Consider the following 16,578-nt stretch of genomic DNA (forward strand, 5'->3'; position numbering starts at 1 on the left):
TCTGGGCTCGCCGCTTGATTGCGAGCGCCAGCAAAGCAACCCAGGGATCAAACCGGTGCGTCAGGCGGCGCACTTCCAAATGTTCGCAGAACCGTCGTCCTCGCGTCGGGATAACCAACCCGCACGAACGCCATCGCGCCGGCATGGCCAAAGATTTGCCAATACCCCTTTGCGCGCTCGATCGCCTGCGCCGGACTTGCACATTTGTGGGGGTCTCCAGCAACGAGGCCGTGATCGGTTCGATCGAACGGCACGGCAATGAATTGCACAAGCTCGCCCATGGCGCGTCCTCCGGCGTTTTTTTAAACGCTAGTCAGCCCCGGGGAAGCTCCATTGACCCATGTCAAGACGTGAGCCGACAGCCACTCCTTTCCTTGACAGCCGATTGGATGGACAGAATGTGATTTGCCCGTCGTGCCAATTCGCCGCAGCGCATTTTCCTTGCGGCGTCGGGCAAATCACTGGCATCAGCTCGCCCGGCCCGCGCTCCTCCAGGAGGGGCGCTTCGCGATCGTCACGAACGTTGAGTGCGGGCTGCGATGGACGGGACGGCGCGTCAGACGAATGCGCCCGTGCCGGACGGCGAAGTCGTGTGGGCCCGATATCCCGACGCTGATAACGGTGCAACGCGCAAGCGTTGTTACTCACGGAGGCAACAAAGCCCGGTCTCCGGGGCGAGCACGAAGCAGCCGTTAAAACCATCGTGCAGGGAATGCCGGCTGTCTGCGGCGTACCTGTGGTGACTAACTCGTGTGCTTTTTTCTTGCACGCGAGGCTGCGGGTGTGTCGAGCACCCGGCATTCCCTGCGCCCTCCGTTTTCGAGGGCATATCCGACGTCAAACTCGGGCAATCGCTGCCGCGGGAAGGATCGCGCATGTCAAGAATGAGCCGTCATTCCGGGGCGCGAGTGAAGCGAGCGAGCTATGGTGCGCGCTTGCGCACCTGAGAATCCATGGCGCAGCACGAATGCTGGGAGAAATGGATTCCGGCCTGCGCGCTCCGCGCATCCACGATGCGCAATCGCGCATCGGAGAATGACAAGGAGAAAGCGCGGTCCAGGCGCTGCGAGGTGACGAAAACGAACGCTACGCCGCGACGCGCTTGTGCTCGCGCAGCGCCTTGCCGAAGGCCTCGAACAGCGTGCGGTTGATCGGATTGCGCTGCGGATCGTATTCGGCATGCCATTGCACGCCGAGCGCAAACGACGGCGCATCCGCAATGCGGATCGCCTCGATGGTGCCGTCTTCGGCGACCCCCTCCACCACCACGCGCTGGCCGGGATCGAGGATGCCCTGACCGTGCAGCGAGTTGACGCGGATGGTGTCGCAGCCGAGCAGCTTGGCAAAGGCCCCGCCGGCGAGCAGCTTGACGTCATGCCGGTCGGCAAAGATCACCTTCGGATCGGGATGAATTTCGCCGTTCTCCAGCCGCGGCATCCGGTGGTTCATGCGGCCGGGCAGTTCGCGGATTTCCGGGTGCAGCGAGCCGCCGAAGGCGACGTTCATCTCCTGAAGGCCCCGGCAGATGCCGAACAGCGGAATGCCGCGGGCGACGCAGGCTTCCGACAGGGTCAGCGCCACTTCATCGCGCGGCAGGTCGTAGGGCTCGTGCTTGACGTCGGGCTCTCTCTTGAAGCGGGTTGGATGGACGTTGGCGCGGGCGCCGGTCAGCACGATGCCATCGACCACATCCAGGAGGGCCGGAACGTCGGTAATTTCCGGACAGCCGGCAAAGATCAGGGGCAAGGCGCCAGCCACTTCGGCGATGGCACGAAGATTTCGCACCCCCGCCGCCTGAACGTCAAAGCGACCTTCGATGCGGTGGGCGTTCCCGATCACGCCGACAACCGGCTTCCTCATACCCTTTCCATCTCGCAAACCATTGGAATAGCGAATAATGCACTTGCCGCCCGCCCGGATCAATATTTTGGAACCAGTTTCCACGGCCATGCTGGTCTGCAATGGATTCATCCCTCGCCCTCCGGCGCGTCTTTGGGCGCAGATGGCTTGATCGTCGGCAGCTTTTGGCGAAAGAGTGGGCTTGCAGCGGGGAATTAAGAATCGTGCCAGCACCATCGGATGACCACCAGGCGACCAGGGGCGACCTTGCCTGGGCGATTGCCGTCGGCGGAATCGCCACCGTGGCCTTTGCCAGCCTGTTGCTGTTCGCCTGGTCGTTCGCCGCGGCGCTGCTTCTGATCTTTTCCGGCGTCCTGCTCGGGGTCACGCTCAACGCGCTGACCCACCTGCTCGGACGCGTGACCGGATGGCCGCATCCGCTGCGGCTCGCCATCGTCTGCCTTGTGCTTGCGGGCCTCTTCGCCGGCATCGTCTTTCTCGGCGGCACCACGATCGCGCAGCAGGCGACGGCCCTTAGCGACACGCTGAAGTCGCAGCTCGTCAACGTGAAAGGCTTCCTCGACCGCAACGGGATCGACACCAGCTATTTCGATCTCGCCAATCCGCCGCCGGCGCCATCAGGCTCGGCGGCCGCGCCGCCGCAGCAGCATAACCTGCCCAGCGCCGGCGCGCTTGCCTCGAGCGGCGGGGCCATCGTCAGCCAGACCTGGAAGCTGCTGCTCGGCACGGTGAGCGCAGTCGGCAACTTCTTCATCGTGATCTTTCTGGGCCTTGCTTTTGCGGCCCAGCCGAGCGTCTACCGCAACGGACTGCTCTATCTGGCGCCGGCCAGGCATCGTGCCCAGGCGACGGTGATCATTGACCGCATCAGCGAGACGCTGGAGCGCTGGCTGATCGCGCAGATGCTCACCATGGCGGCCGTCGGCGCCGTGACATGGCTTGGGCTTGCCATCATCGGCATTCCCGGCTCATTCATTCTGGGCATTCAAGCGGGACTGCTCGCCTTCATTCCGACGGTTGGCGCGATCGTGGCCGGCGTGATCGTCGTGCTCGCCTCGCTCGCGTCGGGATGGATCGCGACGGCAAGCGCGTTCGTGCTCTTTCTCGGCGTCCACGCGCTCGAAAGCTACATTCTGACGCCGATGCTGCAGCGGCAGGCGCTCGACATTCCGCCTGCCACGCTGTTCGCGTTTCAGATCCTGCTCGGCATCGTGTTCGGGATCTGGGGCATTTCGCTGGCGCTACCCTTGATGGCGATCGTCAAGGTGCTGATCGATCACTTCAAGGCCGAAGAGGCCGCTTGAGGTCAGCTCACCACGGTTTCGGTATGTTCGACTTCCGGCGGAGACGCGAAATACGGCCCGACCAGCGCGCGCCAGGACTGAAAGTCCTCCGAGCCGCGGAAGTCGACGGTGTGGTTTTCCAGCGTCGCCCACTTCACGAACAGGCGGTAGCGCGTCGGCTTTTCGACGGATTTGTGGAGCTCCATGCCGCTGCAGCCCTTGGCGCGCAAGAACAGCGGCTTGGCCTTGGCGACGCCGGCTTCAAAGTCCTTCTCGGTGCCGGGCTTGACTTCAATCTGGGCGATTTCGGTGACCATTTGCGGTTTCCTCTTTGTTTTTTGACGCCCGTCTTTATCGCAAGCCACCCAAAAGAAAAAGGCGCCTGCCGGCGCCGCATCCTTTCACACTTTCCGGAGTTTTCAGTTCAGCAGCAGCACCGTAGCTGCGATCATCATAGCACAACCGACGAACATGATGACGGGCCAGCGGCTCGCGTAACGGCCGTTGGCGCGGCGCTCGGAAATCAGCGCGGCCTCATATTCATCGGCGGTCGAAAACATGCAGGCAAAGCCGCCGCGCGCGGACACGGCCGCTGCTTCCAGCGAGTTGAGAGCTGCTTGCGGATTGCGCCTGCGGATCGATTCCATACCGGCAAGGGTAAGGAGCGGATGGTAAACGCCAAGTTACCACCCGCTTGCCTGTCCTCACGCCAGACGGGGCACTGCGGTGACCGGCCGCGCCGACCCGGCGCTCTTGCGCCGCCAGTGCTCCAGCGACAATGGCAATTCTTCCGCGGCCTCGACGCGGTTTCGTCCGCCGCGCTTGGCCTGGTAGAGCGCGGTATCGGCAGCCGCCAGCAGCACTTCGAGTTCGGTACCAGCCGGGCCGCCGGCCACGCCGATACTGACGGTGGTATCGACCGGGCCTTCGTCACAGACGATGCCCGAAGCCTCGAATGCCTCGCGCACCCTCTCGGCCACGATCACACCCTCCTCGAGCGGGCACGGCAGCAGCGCGGCGAACTCTTCGCCGCCGATGCGCCCCGACAGATCGCTGATGCGCAGATTGTTGACGACGACGGCCGAGAACAATTTCAGGATCTCGTCGCCCGCCGGGTGGCCGAAGCGATCGTTGATCGATTTGAAATGATCGATATCGAAGATCAAGGCCGTCACCGGGCGTCCGGCATGGGCCTCGCGCTCGATAACCCGCGAACAGGCCTCGGAGAAGCCGCGGCGATTGAACATGCCGGTGAGCGGATCGACCGATGCCGCCGTCTTGTGCGCGGTCACGGTGCGCTCGGAAACCAGCATGAAGATCAGGAAGGCGGTGCCGACCGCATACAACACGAGTTCAACGGCAAAGACCGTCACCCAGATGCTGTCGTCGAAGGCGCGATCTTGTGGATGCAGGAGATCGCCGAGCAGGATCGGCAGCATCAGCACGAAACCATGCAAGACGGGAACGGCAACCGACGGCCAGCGCTTGCGCAAGGTGCGGCGGCGCTCGGTCCACAATTCGGTGGCCGTCAGCGCGGCATAGATCGCAACGATACCGGCGCCAATCGTCATGCGCAGGGCGATCGCGCCCGGCGGCAGCGACATCACTGCGGCAGCCCAGGCCAGCGCGCCGAGTACGAGACCGGGATAATTCGGCTTGCGGCCGTGGAACAGCCGCGACGCATTCCACACCATGCCGCAGGTCAAAAAGCCGACCGCGTTGAGCGCGAGCGTGAACACGTCGCCGAACTTCGCGCTGCCAAACGTCCACAACGCCACCGAAGCTGCGCCCATGACGTAGGCAGATCCCCACCACTTCAGCGCAGCAATTCTCTCCTGAAAGCCGAAGAACAAAAGCATCATGCCGAGCAGCGCCGCGATCATCGTGGCGACAGCATAGAGCGTGGAAGTATCGAGCGACATTGAGCCACCGGAAGTTTGTGATGCAAAGACGCGCGGCCGAGACCATCGCATTTCGCAGGCTAGACCTCACGCCTTGGCAATCCGTTTGCTTCGGCCTGCAAGTTTTCCGAAAAAAATTGCCTCAACTCATCAACAAAAGAACAACAAAAAAGCGCCCGCAAGCGGGCGCTTTCGATGGTTGGTATCGGCCGCGTTCGCGGCAAATTTTAACGAAGCGATTAGCGCTTCGAGAACTGGAACGACCGGCGGGCCTTGGCGCGGCCGTACTTCTTGCGCTCGACCGTGCGGGAGTCACGGGTGAGAAAGCCGCCCTTCTTCAGCACGCTGCGCAGCTCCGGCTCGAAATTGGTGAGAGCCTTGGAAATGCCGTGGCGGACCGCGCCAGCTTGCCCCGAAAGACCGCCGCCGGTCACGGTGCAGATCACGTCGTACTGGCCGGCGCGAGCTGCCGCGATCAGTGGCTGCTGAATCATCATCCGCAGCACGGGACGGGCGAAGTAAACCTCGACCTCGCGGGTATTGACCGTCACCTTGCCGGAGCCGGGCTTGACCCAGACGCGGGCCACGGCGTCCTTGCGCTTGCCGGTGGCATAGGCGCGGCCGAACTTGTCGACCTTCTTGACGTATTTCGGCGCTTCGGGAGCGGCCGTCTTGAGCTGCGACAACTGGTCGAGCGACTGCACGGTATCAGCCATCTTATGCGGCCCTCATGTTCTTGCGATTCATCTTGGCGATGTCGATCTTTTCCGGCTGCTGCGCCTCGTGCGGATGCTCGGCGCCAGGATAGACGCGCAGATTGCCCATCTGCATACGGCCGAGCGGCCCGCGCGGAATCATCCGCTCGATGGCCTTCTCAACGACGCGCTCGGGGAAGCGACCCTCGAGGATCGACTTGGCGGTACGTTCCTTGATGCCGCCGATATATCCGGTGTGGTTATGATAGACCTTGTTCTCGCGCTTGCGGCCGGTCAGCACCGCGTGCGCCGCGTTGATGATGACGACGTGGTCGCCGCAATCGACATGGGGCGTATAGGTCGGAAGGTGTTTGCCGCGAAGGCGCATGGCGACCAGCGAAGCGAGACGACCGACCACCAGACCCTTGGCGTCGATCAAGACCCACTTCTTCGTCACCTCGGCGGGCTTGGCCGAAAAGGTTTTCATGTGAGCGATCCGTGAAAAAGGCAAAGGCGCACATCGCGTGCGCCCAACTGCGTGGCTTTCTAGAGGCGTGGCGCCGTGACGTCAATGCCGAAGTGAGATAATTATGCTAGATAAAACAATGGCTTAAAAACATGGTTCTATTTTACCTCTCACTTTCCTTTGCAACAGGAATGGAATAGGTCGCGGTCACGTGCGCAACCGGATCCGCCGAGCCGGCCGACAGCAGGCTGACCTCTCCCACCGCCAGCCGCTTGCCGAGCTTCAGAAGCCGCGCCTGCGCCAACACATCGTGGCCGGGCGCACCCTTACGCAGGAAGTTGATGTTGAGGTTCGTGGTCACGGCCAGACCGATCGGGCCGATCGCCGACAGCAGCACGACGTACATGGCAAAATCGGCCAGCGCCATCAGCGTCGGACCGGAAACCGTGCCTCCCGGGCGCAGCATCTTTTCGCTATAGCGCTGCCTGAGCCGGCAGGAGAGACCATCGGCGGCTTCGATCGCGATGTCATCAGCGGCAAATGCCTGCGGAAACTCTTTGCGCAGGAATTGCTCCAGCTCCGGCACCGTCATTTTTGCGATCGTCATGCTCCCCACCTGCCCTCGCCTCTGCCTGCCTATTACATTAGGTTGGTACGCAACACCTAGCTAATCGGCGAATGCTTCGATGACGAGCCAAACCGCACGTGCCACCATTTCGCAACCGCAAATCCTGCTGCGCGAGACAATCGGCGATGTCGCAATTCTGACGCTCAACCGGCCGGATGCCCGCAACAGCCTGTCCGAAGGCTTGATTGCAGCGCTCACTGCGGCAATCCAGGACATCCACGATGACAAGACGGTGCGTGCGGTGGTGATTGCCGCTGCCGGCAAAGCGTTCTCGGCCGGCCACGACATGAAGGAACTGACGGCCCGGCGCAGTGACGCCGATCGCGGCAGAGCCTATTTCGCCGAGATCATGACCGCGTGCAGCACCATGATGCAGGCGATCATAGGCCTGCCCAAGCCCGTGGTCGCCGCGGTTCAGGGCATTGCGACCGCTGCCGGGTGCCAGCTCGTCGCCACCTGCGATCTTGCCGTCGCCTCTGACGCGGCCAGCTTTGCAACTCCCGGCGTCGATATCGGGCTGTTCTGTTCGACACCGATGGTGGCGCTCTCGCGCAATATCCCTCGCAAACAGGCGATGGAAATGCTGTTGACCGGCGAGCCCATTTCGGCCACGACCGCGCGCGATATCGGCCTGGTCAACCGGATCGTGCCCGCCGGCTCCGAACGCGATGCTGCGGTTGAACTGGCGCAGAAGGTCGCACGCAAATCCGCCTACACGATCAAGATCGGCAAAACAGCGTTCTACCGCCAGGCGGAAATGACTCTCGCCGACGCCTACGCTTACGCGGCCGAAGTGATGACTGAGAACATGATGGCGCGTGACGCCGAGGAAGGAATCGGCGCCTTCATCGAGAAGCGCGAGCCGAAATGGCAGGATCGATGAACCACGACAGCTACGACGACAATTATATCCGCGCAATTCTCAACGGCGTGAAATCGATCGCAATGGTCGGCGCTTCCCCGGTCAACGTGCGGCCGAGTTATTTTGCCTTCAAATATCTAGCCCAGCGCGGCTATGACATGATCCCGGTCAATCCCGGCCATGTCGGAAAATCCCTGCTTGGAAAACCTTTCGTCGCCTCATTGCTCGAGATCGACCGGCCGGTCGACATGGTCGATATCTTCCGAAACTCGAGCAACATCATGCCAGCGGTTGAGGAGGCGCTGAAGATGACGCCGCTGCCCAAGGTGATCTGGATGCAGCTCGGCGCGCGCGACGACGCAGCCGCGGAAAAAGCCGAAGCCGCCGGCATGAAAGTCGTGATGAATCGCTGCCCGAAAATCGAGTACGGGCGGCTGTCGTCGGAAATATCCTGGATGGGCGTGAACTCGCGCACCCTCAGTTCCAGGCGTGCCCCGATGCCGACGCAGGGCATGCGGCTTTCGCTCGGGCGCACCAGCCTTGGCGGCGGCGCCACCGCCGCATCGGATCGTGCGGCAAAAAACAGAACTGACCAGTCCTGATGCGGGCGCGAAAGATTTTTCCCGCGGCGCCATGCCGCAAAGGACGCTATTACGAATAGTGGTCACGCAGCCTTGACGGCTGAAGCCGCCAACGCGATTGTCGTGCGAAGGAATGACGCGCCGCCGCAATTCTCGGATTATATTTCGGTTTTGATATTCCTCATGACGGCTTTGCGCTCGTCAGTACCATGAGATCGACACAAAGGAGCCAGCATGACCGACCGTGACCCCGGTTTTTCCACCCTTGCCGTGCATGCAGGCGCGCAACCCGACCCAACGACGGGCGCGCGGGCAACCCCGATCTATCAAACCACGTCCTTTGTGTTCAACGATGCCGACCATGCCGCGTCGCTGTTCGGTTTGCAGGCGTTTGGCAATATCTACACCCGCATCGGCAATCCGACCCAGGCCGTTCTCGAAGAGCGCGTCGCTGCGCTCGAAGGCGGCACTGCGGCGCTCGCGGTCGCGTCCGGCCACGCGGCGCAGGTCGTGGTGTTTCAGATGCTGCTCAAGCCCGGCGACGAATTCATCGCGGCGCGCAAGCTCTATGGCGGCTCGATCAATCAGTTCACTCACGCCTTCAAGAGTTTCGGCTGGAACGTGGCATGGGCCGATCCCGATGATATCGGCAGCTTCGAGCGCGCGGTGACGCCGCACACCAAGGCGATCTTCATCGAGTCGATCGCCAATCCCGGCGGCACGATCACCGATATCGAGGCGATCGCGGCCGTCGCGCGCAAGGCCGGCGTCCCTCTGATCGTCGATAACACGCTGGCAACGCCTTACCTGATCCGCCCTATCGATCATGGCGCTGATATCGTCGTGCATTCGCTCACGAAGTTTCTCGGAGGCCATGGCAATTCGCTCGGCGGCATCATTGTCGATGCCGGCACCTTCGACTGGTCGAAGGACAACAAGTATCCAATACTGAGTGAGCCGCGGCCGGAATATCACGGCATCAAGATCCAGGAGACGTTCGGCAATTTCGCTTTTGCGATCGCCTGCCGCGTGCTCGGCTTGCGCGATCTGGGGCCTGCGATCTCGCCGTTCAACTCGTTCCTGATCCTGACCGGAATCGAGACGCTGCCACTGCGCATGCAAAAGCATTGCGAAAACGCCAAGGCGATTGCCGAATGGCTCTCGACCCATCCGGCTGTCGCAGCCGTCAATTATGCCGGCCTGAATGGCGACAAATACAACAACCTTGCACGCAAATACGCGCCGAAAGGCGCCGGTGCCGTATTCACCTTCAGCCTCAAGGGCGGTTATGACGCCGGCGTCAATCTGGTCTCGCGGCTGAAACTGTTCTCGCACCTCGCCAATGTCGGCGACACCCGCTCGCTGGTTATCCATCCGGCATCAACCACCCATAGCCAGCTCGACGATGCCGCCAAGATCAAATCAGGCGCCGCTCCGGAGGTGGTGCGCCTGTCGATCGGCATCGAGGATAAGGAAGACCTGATCGCCGACCTCGATCAGGCGCTGCGGTCGGAGGGATAGAGCCGGATGCGTGTTAACACTCGTTGCGCTCAAAGGTGATTGAATCATCTCGCGATGATTCGGAGCGGATCCATGTTGCGCTGGATGTTGTGGCTTCCGGTTGCGGTGCTTGCCTTCAGACCGGCGATGGCGGCCGATATGGCGGCGACGCGCGTGCCGATTTACGGCAAGGCACCCGCGCCAGCTCATCGTGGAGCAGTTGCCGAGGAATCCGATCTCCTGTTCACACCGTCCGAGGCTTTCCCGGTTGTCACGATACCGCCGCATACGCCGATCCTGTTGGGATCGTCGACCCTGCCCGGCTACTACGGTTCCACGCATTCCTATGACTATCAGGGACCATATTACGGCGGGCCGAACATCAACTACCGCTTCCGGCTTCCTTACGCTTGCGGCGTGCTCGGCTACTGTTAACGCGTCAGCGCGATCGGCCGGCCAACTCCTTGCATAGCGGCTTGCTGCCCCGAGCGCGTCAATCGCTCCGCTTGAAGCACCGCGAGGGTCAGCACGACGATGGCAACCGCCTGGTGGGTGAGCGCAAGGTCCATCGGAACCTGGTTGAGCAGCGTGAGAATACCGAGCGTCGCCTGCAACGTGACCGCACCCAGCAACCACAGGGCACCGCCAATCACTGCTCGATCGGCCCGTGAGCGTACAGCATCGATCAGGTGAACAACCGCCAGCACGAACAGCGTATAGGCGACCATGCGGTGCTCGAACTGCACGGTGAGCGTATTTTCGAACAGGTTGCGCCACCACGGCGTATCGAAGAACAGCCGCGCCGCCGATGGAATGAATCCACCGTCGATGTCCGGCCAGGTGTTGTAGATCTTGCCCGCGCGAAGCCCGGCGACCAGCGCCCCGAGATAAAGCTGCACGAAGGTCAGCGTCAGCAGAACCAGCGCACCGATCTTCAGCCGCGATGGCACCGCGGATGGCGCGCTCTCGCCGAGCCGGCGCAGCGTCCAAACTATACCCGCAAAAATCAGGAGCGCCAGAACGAGGTGCGTGGCGAGACGATACTGCGAGACCTCGACCCGCTCGGAAAGGCCGGAGGCCACCATCCACCAGCCGACCGCGCCCTGCAGCGCGCCAAGCGCGAAAATCCCCCACAAACGGCGCTTCAGTTCGGCGCCGACCGCGCCCCGCCACAGGAACCAGAGGAAAGGCAGCAAATAAGCCATTCCGATCACGCGCCCGAGCAGTCGATGGCTCCATTCCCACCAGAAAATGGTCTTGAACTCACTGAGCGACATGCCGGCGTTCATCTGGCGGTATTGCGGAATCGATTTGTAGCCTTCGAAGGCCTTGATCCATTCGGCTTCGTTGAGCGGCGGCAAGCTACCCGTGACCGGTTTCCACTCGACGATCGATAATCCGGATTCGGTCAGCCGTGTGGCGCCGCCGACCAGCACCATCACCGCAATCAATGCGGCAACCGCAATCAGCCAGAGGCGGACAGGGCGAAGATGTGGCGTTTCGAGGGTGGAAATAACGGCCATTGCGCCAGACTTGATCGAAAATTTGCGAACCTTATAGTCCGCCGCTTGCGCTGCGCAAAGCGCGTAATCCTGGAAAAGCCGCCCTTTCCGTCATGAAGATTCGTACCCGGAAACTGCTTGGAACCGTTGCCTTGCTGCTGCTGGCGGCGGTGTGGTCGCTGCTGGGAATGGCGATTGCCCAAACGCCGTGGCTTGCGAGTTCAGGCCTGCTGCAAGCGGTCTTCTATGTCGTCGCCGGCCTGGGCTGGGTCTTGCCGGCAATGCCTATCGTGAGCTGGATGTCGCGGCCAGACCCGGCGTCTTCGTAGGAGCAGCCCCGGCCAAGACCACGCGCATGGCGCGCAATGAGCCCAGCCTGCCGTCCCAGGTGATGCGAGGAAGTGCGAGCAGCGGCGTGTGCCCGGCGGGCTCGACGACGCCGGGAATCGTCGAGACGGCACTGACAAACCCCGCCTCCTCTGCCATCGCCATATGCTTGCGGTGCCAGGATTTCCGATCGCCGAATGGGTAAGCGAAGTGCTTGACGTCGCGGCGCAGCGCCGCTTCCATCACCGCTTTTCCCATCGTCATTTCGCGCAAGGCAGCGGCATCTTTCATATTCGACAGAACTGGAAAGTCGACGGTCGCACCGCCGATCGTCGCCAGCGGGTCGGCTGCAAGTGCCGCAAGAGCCTGCCAATCCAGCGACGCCTCGCGCGACAGTGCTGCGAGATCGACCGCGTAACGCGTGCAGAGATCCTTGATCGCGGCCGACAGGTCCGCCGGTTCGAGCGAGCGCAACCAGCCCGAAAGATAGTCATAGAGCTCATGCTTCTCGGCCATCGTCGGGATGTTGAAGTGCATCTCGTTACGGCCCATCATCAGGCTGATACGCCGCTCCTGCGCGATGATCCGTTCGAGCGCCAGCCACCATGCTTCACCGATTCCGTCGGGGAATGCAGTCGGCACGTAAACCGTAAAGGGAACCCGGTGCCGGGAGAGTACCGGATAGGCGGATACGGCAACGTCCTTGTAGATGCCGTCAAAGGTCAGGCAGATAAAGCGCCGACGCGAGGCCAGCGTGACCGCCCTGCGGCAAACTTCATCAATCGAAACAATATCGTACTTCCAGCGCTTCAATGCGTGGATCGTGCGGTCAAGAAAGTCCGGCGTAATCTCGTTGGCGAGCCGCGGCTGGAATCGGCGCTCCTGACGCGGACGGATACGCTCGAAACGCAGGATGACGCCGGCACCGCGGCGTTTCAACCACACATGACCGCTGAAATAAGCTAGTTCCAGTCTGAGGCTTGTCAGAAGAGCGGCGGCAGATGACAACGTCTCGTCTTTCGGCGCAGGTTACAGATCGAGTCGCGAAGGTGGCAAAGTATCCGTTTGAGCCGAGTTTCCGCCGCCGCAGCGATAATGTCATTACTCTTTGTTGACATTTCTTTGCAAAGGTCGGCTGAGTTCAAAAGTTAAGTTTTGCCTTACACGGAATTTGCGGACAGGTATTGCGATGACGATGGCTGCCGCGATGCAAGGGCGCAAGGCAGATACACCAGCATGGTCGCAGTCGAGCCGCATCGCCGCGATCGACATATTCAACGACATTGACGAGGTCGAGGCAATCTGGCGCAGCCTCGAAAATCAACGTCATCTCTCTACGCCCTATCAAAGACTGGATTTCCTTCGTCCGTGGCAAAAACTGGTCGGGACACGCGAGGGCGTGCAGCCTCTCATCGTTGTCGCCTATGACCGCGACCGTATGCCGTTGCTGCTGCTGCCGCTTGTGCTGAAGCGAGGCTGGGGCACCCGCAGCGCCCACTTCATGGGAGGCAAGCACGCCACGTTCAACATGGCGCTGTGGAACCGGGATTTCGCAACGGTGGCATCGCGCGCCGACCTGAATGCCCTCTTTGCGTCGATCCGCGACAAGGCCGGCGTTGACGTGCTGGCATTCGAGCAGCAACCGCTCGCATGGCAGGGACTGCCGAATCCATTCGCGCTGCTGCCGCATCAGACCTCGCCCAACGACTGCCCCACAATGACGTTCGCGCCGGGCTCAACCGACACGATGCGCATCAGTAACTCGGTGCGCCGTCGCCTGAAGGGGAAGGAGCGAAAACTGAAGGCACTCCCGGGCTACCGTTATCAGATCGCCACAGCCGATGCGGACATAAAGCGGCTGCTTGATGCGTTCTTCCGCATCAAGCCGCAACGAATGGCCGAGCAAGGGCTGCCGGACGTTTTTGCCGAACCTGGCGTCGAGGATTTCATCCGCACTGCTTGCACCACGCTGCTACCGGATGGTGGCCGTGCGATCGATATCCACGCCCTGGAAAGTGACGAGGACGTCATCGCGGTATTCGCCGGCGTCGCGGACGGGCATCGGTTCTCGATGATGTTCAACACCTACACTCTGTCGGCAAGCTCCCGCTTCAGTCCCGGGCTGATTTTGATCCGCCACATTGTCGATCACTACGCAGAGCGCGGTTACCGCGCGCTCGATCTAGGAATCGGTTCGGACGATTATAAAAAGCTGTTCTGCAAGACGAACGAGGCGATCTTCGACTGCTTCATTCCGCTGAGCCCGCGCGGCTCCGCTGTCACCGCGATCATGTCGTCGGTCAGCCGCGCCAAGCGCGTCATCAAGCGAAGCCCGGCGCTGTCGCACCTCGCGCAGCGCTTGCGCTACGCTTTCCGCTGACGGCCGAAAGATTACACGGCCACGACCCGCGGCGCCACTTCAACCGCATCCGACGACGAAACCGGCTTGCTCAACATCGTGACTTCGGTGAAGCCGACGGCCTTGAGTTCTTCGCACATCACCTCGCGGGCGTCGGAGGCCATCGAGGCATCCGGCACGACAATCGCACGAGCCCGCGCGGTCAGAAGTTCGGCAGGCATATCCGAAGCGCTGCCGGCATCCAGCAGGACGTGATCATAGACCTTCAGCAAGGCATCGATCGCAAGGCCAAGACGGGGCGATTGCAGAACCGCGCGATCCGAGCCAGGTCGCCCCGAACTCACAAGATGGACCCGTGACAGCCGGTCCTTGGTAATGATCTGAGTGAAAGAAGCCTCGCCTTGCATCAGTTCGGCCAGCCCCGGGGCATTCGGATCGGCCGACGCCGCGGCGATCGCCGACGAGGCCCCGGCCAGATCGACTACCACCAGGCGTGCCTTGCGCGCCATCAGGCGCGCCAGCGCCAAAGCCGTCTGCGTTACTCCCTCACCCGAGGCGGTGCCGAGAATGGTGATCTTGCGCGCTGCGGTGCCTGCAACCAGCAACGTTTCGGCAAGCTGCTCGACCTCGGACGATTCCTGTTCCATCTGCGGCGCAAGCGGAGCCGTAACAGGCGGCATCGGCGCATCGTCAGCAATGACCGGAGGTTCGGCAGTGACTGCGGCGACGCGCGTCATCGGCGGTTCGCGCCTCGGCGCGGCGACCGGGACGAACACGGCCGCGGCGCGCGGGATGGTCATGCGCAGCAACTCACCAGTGACGATCAATCCGGTCGACAGCATCAGGGTCGCCAGGGTCGCAATCAGCACGATCGGCAGCTTTTTCGGATAGGCCGGCGTATTGGACACGCTGGCGCGGGAAATGATCCGGCCGTCGGCCGGCGCAGCCTCGATGTTCTCGCGGGTGGTCGCTTCACGGTACTTCGCCAGGTACGATTCCAGGAGGTCCCGCTGCGCCTTGGCCTCGCGCTCAAGCGCCCGAAGCTGGACGTCCTGGCCGTTGGCGGAACTTGCCTGCTTCTTGACCTGCTCGAGACTTGCGCTCAGGTCCTCGACGCGCCCGCCGGCGATCCGCGCATCATTGTCGAGAGAGCGGGAAATCTTGCTGGCTTCGTCGCGAATCTGCCGGTCAAGATCGGCAAGCTGGGCTTTGAGCTCCTTGATCCGCGGATGGTTGTCGAGCAGGGTCGATGACTGTTCGGCGAGCTGCGCACGCAACGTCACCCGCTGTTCGCTCAAGCGCCGGATCAGCTCCGAATTCAGGACCTCGGAAGCTTCGATCGGTTTGCCGGTCTGAAGCATTTCGCGGATCAGGCGCGCCTTGGATTCGGCGTCGGATTTCAACGCGCGGGCGTTGTTCAATTGCGTATTCAGCTCGCCCATCTGCTGATTGGACAGCGTGGTATTGTTGGTGCCGACGAACAGGCTCGATCTCGAGCGAAAGTCCTCAACGCGGGATTCAGCGTCCGCTACCCTCTTGCGCAGGCTTTCGATCTCGCCGGCCAGCCATTGCCCGGCCGACCTCGCCTGCTCGCGCCGCGCGCCCTGCTGAAGCACCAGATAGCCCTCGGCGATCGAGTTGGCGACCTGAGCGGCGAGATCGGGGTCGCGCGACTGAAATTCGACGACGACGACGCGCGACTTGTCGACGGCATAGGCGGTGAACCGCTCGTAATAGGCATCCAGCACCCGCTCCTCCGGCGTGAGCGAGATCGGATCGCGACCGATGCCGATCAACGCCAGCAGCGATTTCAACGGCGAAAAGCCTCGCAGCACCGGATCGAATTCGGGCAGGTCGGCGAGCTTGTTCTTTTTGATGATCTCGCGCGCCAGATCGCGTGACAACAGGAGCTGCACCTGGCTGGTGACGGCTTCCGCATCGAGCGAGGTGCGATCGTCGTTTCGCTCGCCATTCGGCCGCAGGAAGATATTCTCCCGTCCGTCGATCAGAATCCGCACTTCGGATTTGTATCGCGGGGTGATCATGTTCACCGCCGTGATCGACAGCACCGCCGCAAGCAGCGTCGGCAGGACAATCCATTTGCGCTTGCGTGCGATCGCCTGCCCGATCGCCAGAAAATCCAGCTCGCCGGCGGGAGCGGCCGGCGGCTGATCGGCGGCCGGCGCAACGCTGGTGTCGACCGTCTCGGACGGTTCGGCCTCAGCCTTCCCCGAACGCCAGAACGCTAAACGCATCGCTCACTCCCCGCGGGACGCCACGACTCTACCCAATGCGGGCGATTACACTCAATTAAGGTTGCCGCTGGGTTAATTTGACAGCTCGCGGGGCTCGCGAACCCGCCGTCGTCATGTTTTGTTAACCATGAAAGCCCTTAATCGGAATCAACAATTTGACGGTAGGTATCCGATGCGAGGCGTCCGCGCCCAGATTGCGTGTTTCATGGCCGCGCTCACGCTTGCGGGTTGCATGCAGACGGCCAGCCCGGTTGCGATGACGCCGCGCAACGACCTCGACAGCCTCGCTTACGGCCAGACCGCGCAATCTTCCTATTCAGTGGCCTCAAACGATTCCGGCGGCGCCATCAGCGCCGTTC

At 62.1% G+C, this 16,578-nt stretch carries 17 protein-coding genes; 7 read left to right on the top strand and 10 right to left on the bottom strand.

Annotated elements, in window-relative coordinates; all coding sequences use genetic code 11:
* Positions 1 to 1,086: 1,086 nt before the first annotated feature.
* Positions 1,087 to 1,860: a gamma-glutamyl-gamma-aminobutyrate hydrolase family protein gene (locus VFL62_RS05495; RefSeq protein WP_325171361.1), complete on the bottom strand. Its 774-nt coding sequence runs from the start codon at positions 1,858 to 1,860 to the stop codon at positions 1,087 to 1,089.
* A gap of 203 nt (positions 1,861 to 2,063) precedes the next feature.
* Between VFL62_RS05495 and VFL62_RS05500 the strand changes: the two genes are divergently transcribed.
* A complete protein-coding gene (locus VFL62_RS05500) occupies positions 2,064 to 3,164 on the top strand; it encodes an AI-2E family transporter (protein WP_325171362.1) in 1,101 nt (366 codons plus the stop codon).
* 2 nt (positions 3,165 to 3,166) lie between these two features.
* Here VFL62_RS05500 and VFL62_RS05505 read toward each other — a convergent pair whose 3' ends face one another.
* The 6 genes from VFL62_RS05505 to VFL62_RS05530 form a co-directional block, all read right to left on the bottom strand.
* Entirely contained in the window at positions 3,167 to 3,460 is a 294-nt protein-coding gene (locus tag VFL62_RS05505; protein WP_325171363.1) for an antibiotic biosynthesis monooxygenase family protein, read from the bottom strand.
* 102 nt (positions 3,461 to 3,562) lie between these two features.
* Positions 3,563 to 3,790, bottom strand: a complete 228-nt coding sequence (locus tag VFL62_RS05510; RefSeq protein ID WP_325171364.1) for a hypothetical protein — start codon at positions 3,788 to 3,790, stop codon at positions 3,563 to 3,565.
* A gap of 57 nt (positions 3,791 to 3,847) precedes the next feature.
* Complete coding sequence (locus tag VFL62_RS05515) at positions 3,848 to 5,065, bottom strand: GGDEF domain-containing protein (protein WP_325171365.1); 1,218 nt, start codon at positions 5,063 to 5,065, stop codon at positions 3,848 to 3,850.
* A 218-nt stretch (positions 5,066 to 5,283) separates the two neighbouring features.
* The gene (gene rpsI / locus VFL62_RS05520; protein ID WP_325171366.1) at positions 5,284 to 5,760 is read right to left on the bottom strand and encodes a 30S ribosomal protein S9; all 477 of its coding nucleotides are present in this window, start codon (positions 5,758 to 5,760) and stop codon (positions 5,284 to 5,286) included.
* Between the two features lies 1 nt (position 5,761).
* Positions 5,762 to 6,226: a 50S ribosomal protein L13 gene (rplM, locus tag VFL62_RS05525; protein ID WP_325171367.1), complete on the bottom strand. Its 465-nt coding sequence runs from the start codon at positions 6,224 to 6,226 to the stop codon at positions 5,762 to 5,764.
* 142 nt (positions 6,227 to 6,368) lie between these two features.
* Positions 6,369 to 6,812 (bottom strand): PaaI family thioesterase, encoded by a 444-nt coding sequence (locus VFL62_RS05530; protein WP_325171368.1) that lies wholly within the window; start codon positions 6,810 to 6,812, stop codon positions 6,369 to 6,371.
* Between the two features lie 79 nt (positions 6,813 to 6,891).
* Here VFL62_RS05530 and VFL62_RS05535 point away from each other — a divergent pair, with 79 nt between their 5' ends.
* From VFL62_RS05535 to VFL62_RS05550, 4 genes are all read left to right on the top strand, one after another.
* Entirely contained in the window at positions 6,892 to 7,716 is an 825-nt protein-coding gene (locus VFL62_RS05535) for an enoyl-CoA hydratase (RefSeq protein ID WP_325171369.1), read from the top strand.
* Positions 7,713 to 8,297 (top strand): CoA-binding protein, encoded by a 585-nt coding sequence (locus VFL62_RS05540; RefSeq protein ID WP_325171377.1) that lies wholly within the window; start codon positions 7,713 to 7,715, stop codon positions 8,295 to 8,297. Before VFL62_RS05535 ends, VFL62_RS05540 begins: the two co-directional genes overlap by 4 nt.
* Positions 8,298 to 8,510: 213 nt before the next feature.
* Entirely contained in the window at positions 8,511 to 9,797 is a 1,287-nt protein-coding gene (locus tag VFL62_RS05545; protein WP_325171370.1) for an O-acetylhomoserine aminocarboxypropyltransferase, read from the top strand.
* A gap of 72 nt (positions 9,798 to 9,869) precedes the next feature.
* Positions 9,870 to 10,211: a hypothetical protein gene (locus tag VFL62_RS05550; protein ID WP_325171371.1), complete on the top strand. Its 342-nt coding sequence runs from the start codon at positions 9,870 to 9,872 to the stop codon at positions 10,209 to 10,211.
* On the opposite strand, the gene VFL62_RS05555 is transcribed toward VFL62_RS05550, so the two are convergent.
* Positions 10,208 to 11,299, bottom strand: a complete 1,092-nt coding sequence (locus tag VFL62_RS05555; protein WP_325171372.1) for a COX15/CtaA family protein — start codon at positions 11,297 to 11,299, stop codon at positions 10,208 to 10,210. The two genes, VFL62_RS05550 and VFL62_RS05555, sit on opposite strands and share 4 nt — an antisense overlap.
* Before the next feature lie 92 nt (positions 11,300 to 11,391).
* Between VFL62_RS05555 and VFL62_RS05560 the strand changes: the two genes are divergently transcribed.
* Positions 11,392 to 11,607 (top strand): DUF2842 domain-containing protein, encoded by a 216-nt coding sequence (locus tag VFL62_RS05560; RefSeq protein ID WP_325171373.1) that lies wholly within the window; start codon positions 11,392 to 11,394, stop codon positions 11,605 to 11,607.
* On the opposite strand, the gene VFL62_RS05565 is transcribed toward VFL62_RS05560, so the two are convergent.
* Positions 11,564 to 12,613, bottom strand: coding sequence for a polysaccharide deacetylase family protein (locus tag VFL62_RS05565; protein ID WP_414644616.1), 1,050 nt, complete (start codon positions 12,611 to 12,613; stop codon positions 11,564 to 11,566). The two genes, VFL62_RS05560 and VFL62_RS05565, sit on opposite strands and share 44 nt — an antisense overlap.
* 181 nt (positions 12,614 to 12,794) lie before the next feature.
* Here VFL62_RS05565 and VFL62_RS05570 point away from each other — a divergent pair, with 181 nt between their 5' ends.
* Entirely contained in the window at positions 12,795 to 13,985 is a 1,191-nt protein-coding gene (locus VFL62_RS05570) for a GNAT family N-acetyltransferase (protein ID WP_325171375.1), read from the top strand.
* 11 nt (positions 13,986 to 13,996) lie between these two features.
* Here VFL62_RS05570 and VFL62_RS05575 read toward each other — a convergent pair whose 3' ends face one another.
* Positions 13,997 to 16,219, bottom strand: coding sequence for an exopolysaccharide transport family protein (locus tag VFL62_RS05575; RefSeq protein ID WP_325171376.1), 2,223 nt, complete (start codon positions 16,217 to 16,219; stop codon positions 13,997 to 13,999).
* Positions 16,220 to 16,578 lie beyond the last annotated feature (359 nt).

Origin of the sequence: Bradyrhizobium sp., assembly GCF_035701725.1 — a bacterium.
In the GTDB taxonomy this organism is placed as follows: domain Bacteria; phylum Pseudomonadota; class Alphaproteobacteria; order Rhizobiales; family Xanthobacteraceae; genus Bradyrhizobium.

Coding starts and splice junctions, on each gene's coding strand:
- VFL62_RS05495 (WP_325171361.1), bottom strand. CDS start 1,860: ATGAGGAAGCCGGTTGTCGGCGTGATCGGGAACGCCCACCGCATCGAA.
- VFL62_RS05505 (WP_325171363.1), bottom strand. CDS start 3,460: ATGGTCACCGAAATCGCCCAGATTGAAGTCAAGCCCGGCACCGAGAAG.
- VFL62_RS05510 (WP_325171364.1), bottom strand. CDS start 3,790: ATGGAATCGATCCGCAGGCGCAATCCGCAAGCAGCTCTCAACTCGCTG.
- VFL62_RS05515 (WP_325171365.1), bottom strand. CDS start 5,065: ATGTCGCTCGATACTTCCACGCTCTATGCTGTCGCCACGATGATCGCG.
- rpsI (WP_325171366.1), bottom strand. CDS start 5,760: ATGGCTGATACCGTGCAGTCGCTCGACCAGTTGTCGCAGCTCAAGACG.
- rplM (WP_325171367.1), bottom strand. CDS start 6,226: ATGAAAACCTTTTCGGCCAAGCCCGCCGAGGTGACGAAGAAGTGGGTC.
- VFL62_RS05530 (WP_325171368.1), bottom strand. CDS start 6,812: ATGACGATCGCAAAAATGACGGTGCCGGAGCTGGAGCAATTCCTGCGC.
- VFL62_RS05535 (WP_325171369.1), top strand. CDS start 6,892: ATGACGAGCCAAACCGCACGTGCCACCATTTCGCAACCGCAAATCCTG.
- VFL62_RS05540 (WP_325171377.1), top strand. CDS start 7,713: ATGAACCACGACAGCTACGACGACAATTATATCCGCGCAATTCTCAAC.
- VFL62_RS05545 (WP_325171370.1), top strand. CDS start 8,511: ATGACCGACCGTGACCCCGGTTTTTCCACCCTTGCCGTGCATGCAGGC.
- VFL62_RS05550 (WP_325171371.1), top strand. CDS start 9,870: ATGTTGCGCTGGATGTTGTGGCTTCCGGTTGCGGTGCTTGCCTTCAGA.
- VFL62_RS05555 (WP_325171372.1), bottom strand. CDS start 11,299: ATGGCCGTTATTTCCACCCTCGAAACGCCACATCTTCGCCCTGTCCGC.
- VFL62_RS05560 (WP_325171373.1), top strand. CDS start 11,392: ATGAAGATTCGTACCCGGAAACTGCTTGGAACCGTTGCCTTGCTGCTG.
- VFL62_RS05570 (WP_325171375.1), top strand. CDS start 12,795: ATGACGATGGCTGCCGCGATGCAAGGGCGCAAGGCAGATACACCAGCA.
- VFL62_RS05575 (WP_325171376.1), bottom strand. CDS start 16,219: ATGCGTTTAGCGTTCTGGCGTTCGGGGAAGGCTGAGGCCGAACCGTCC.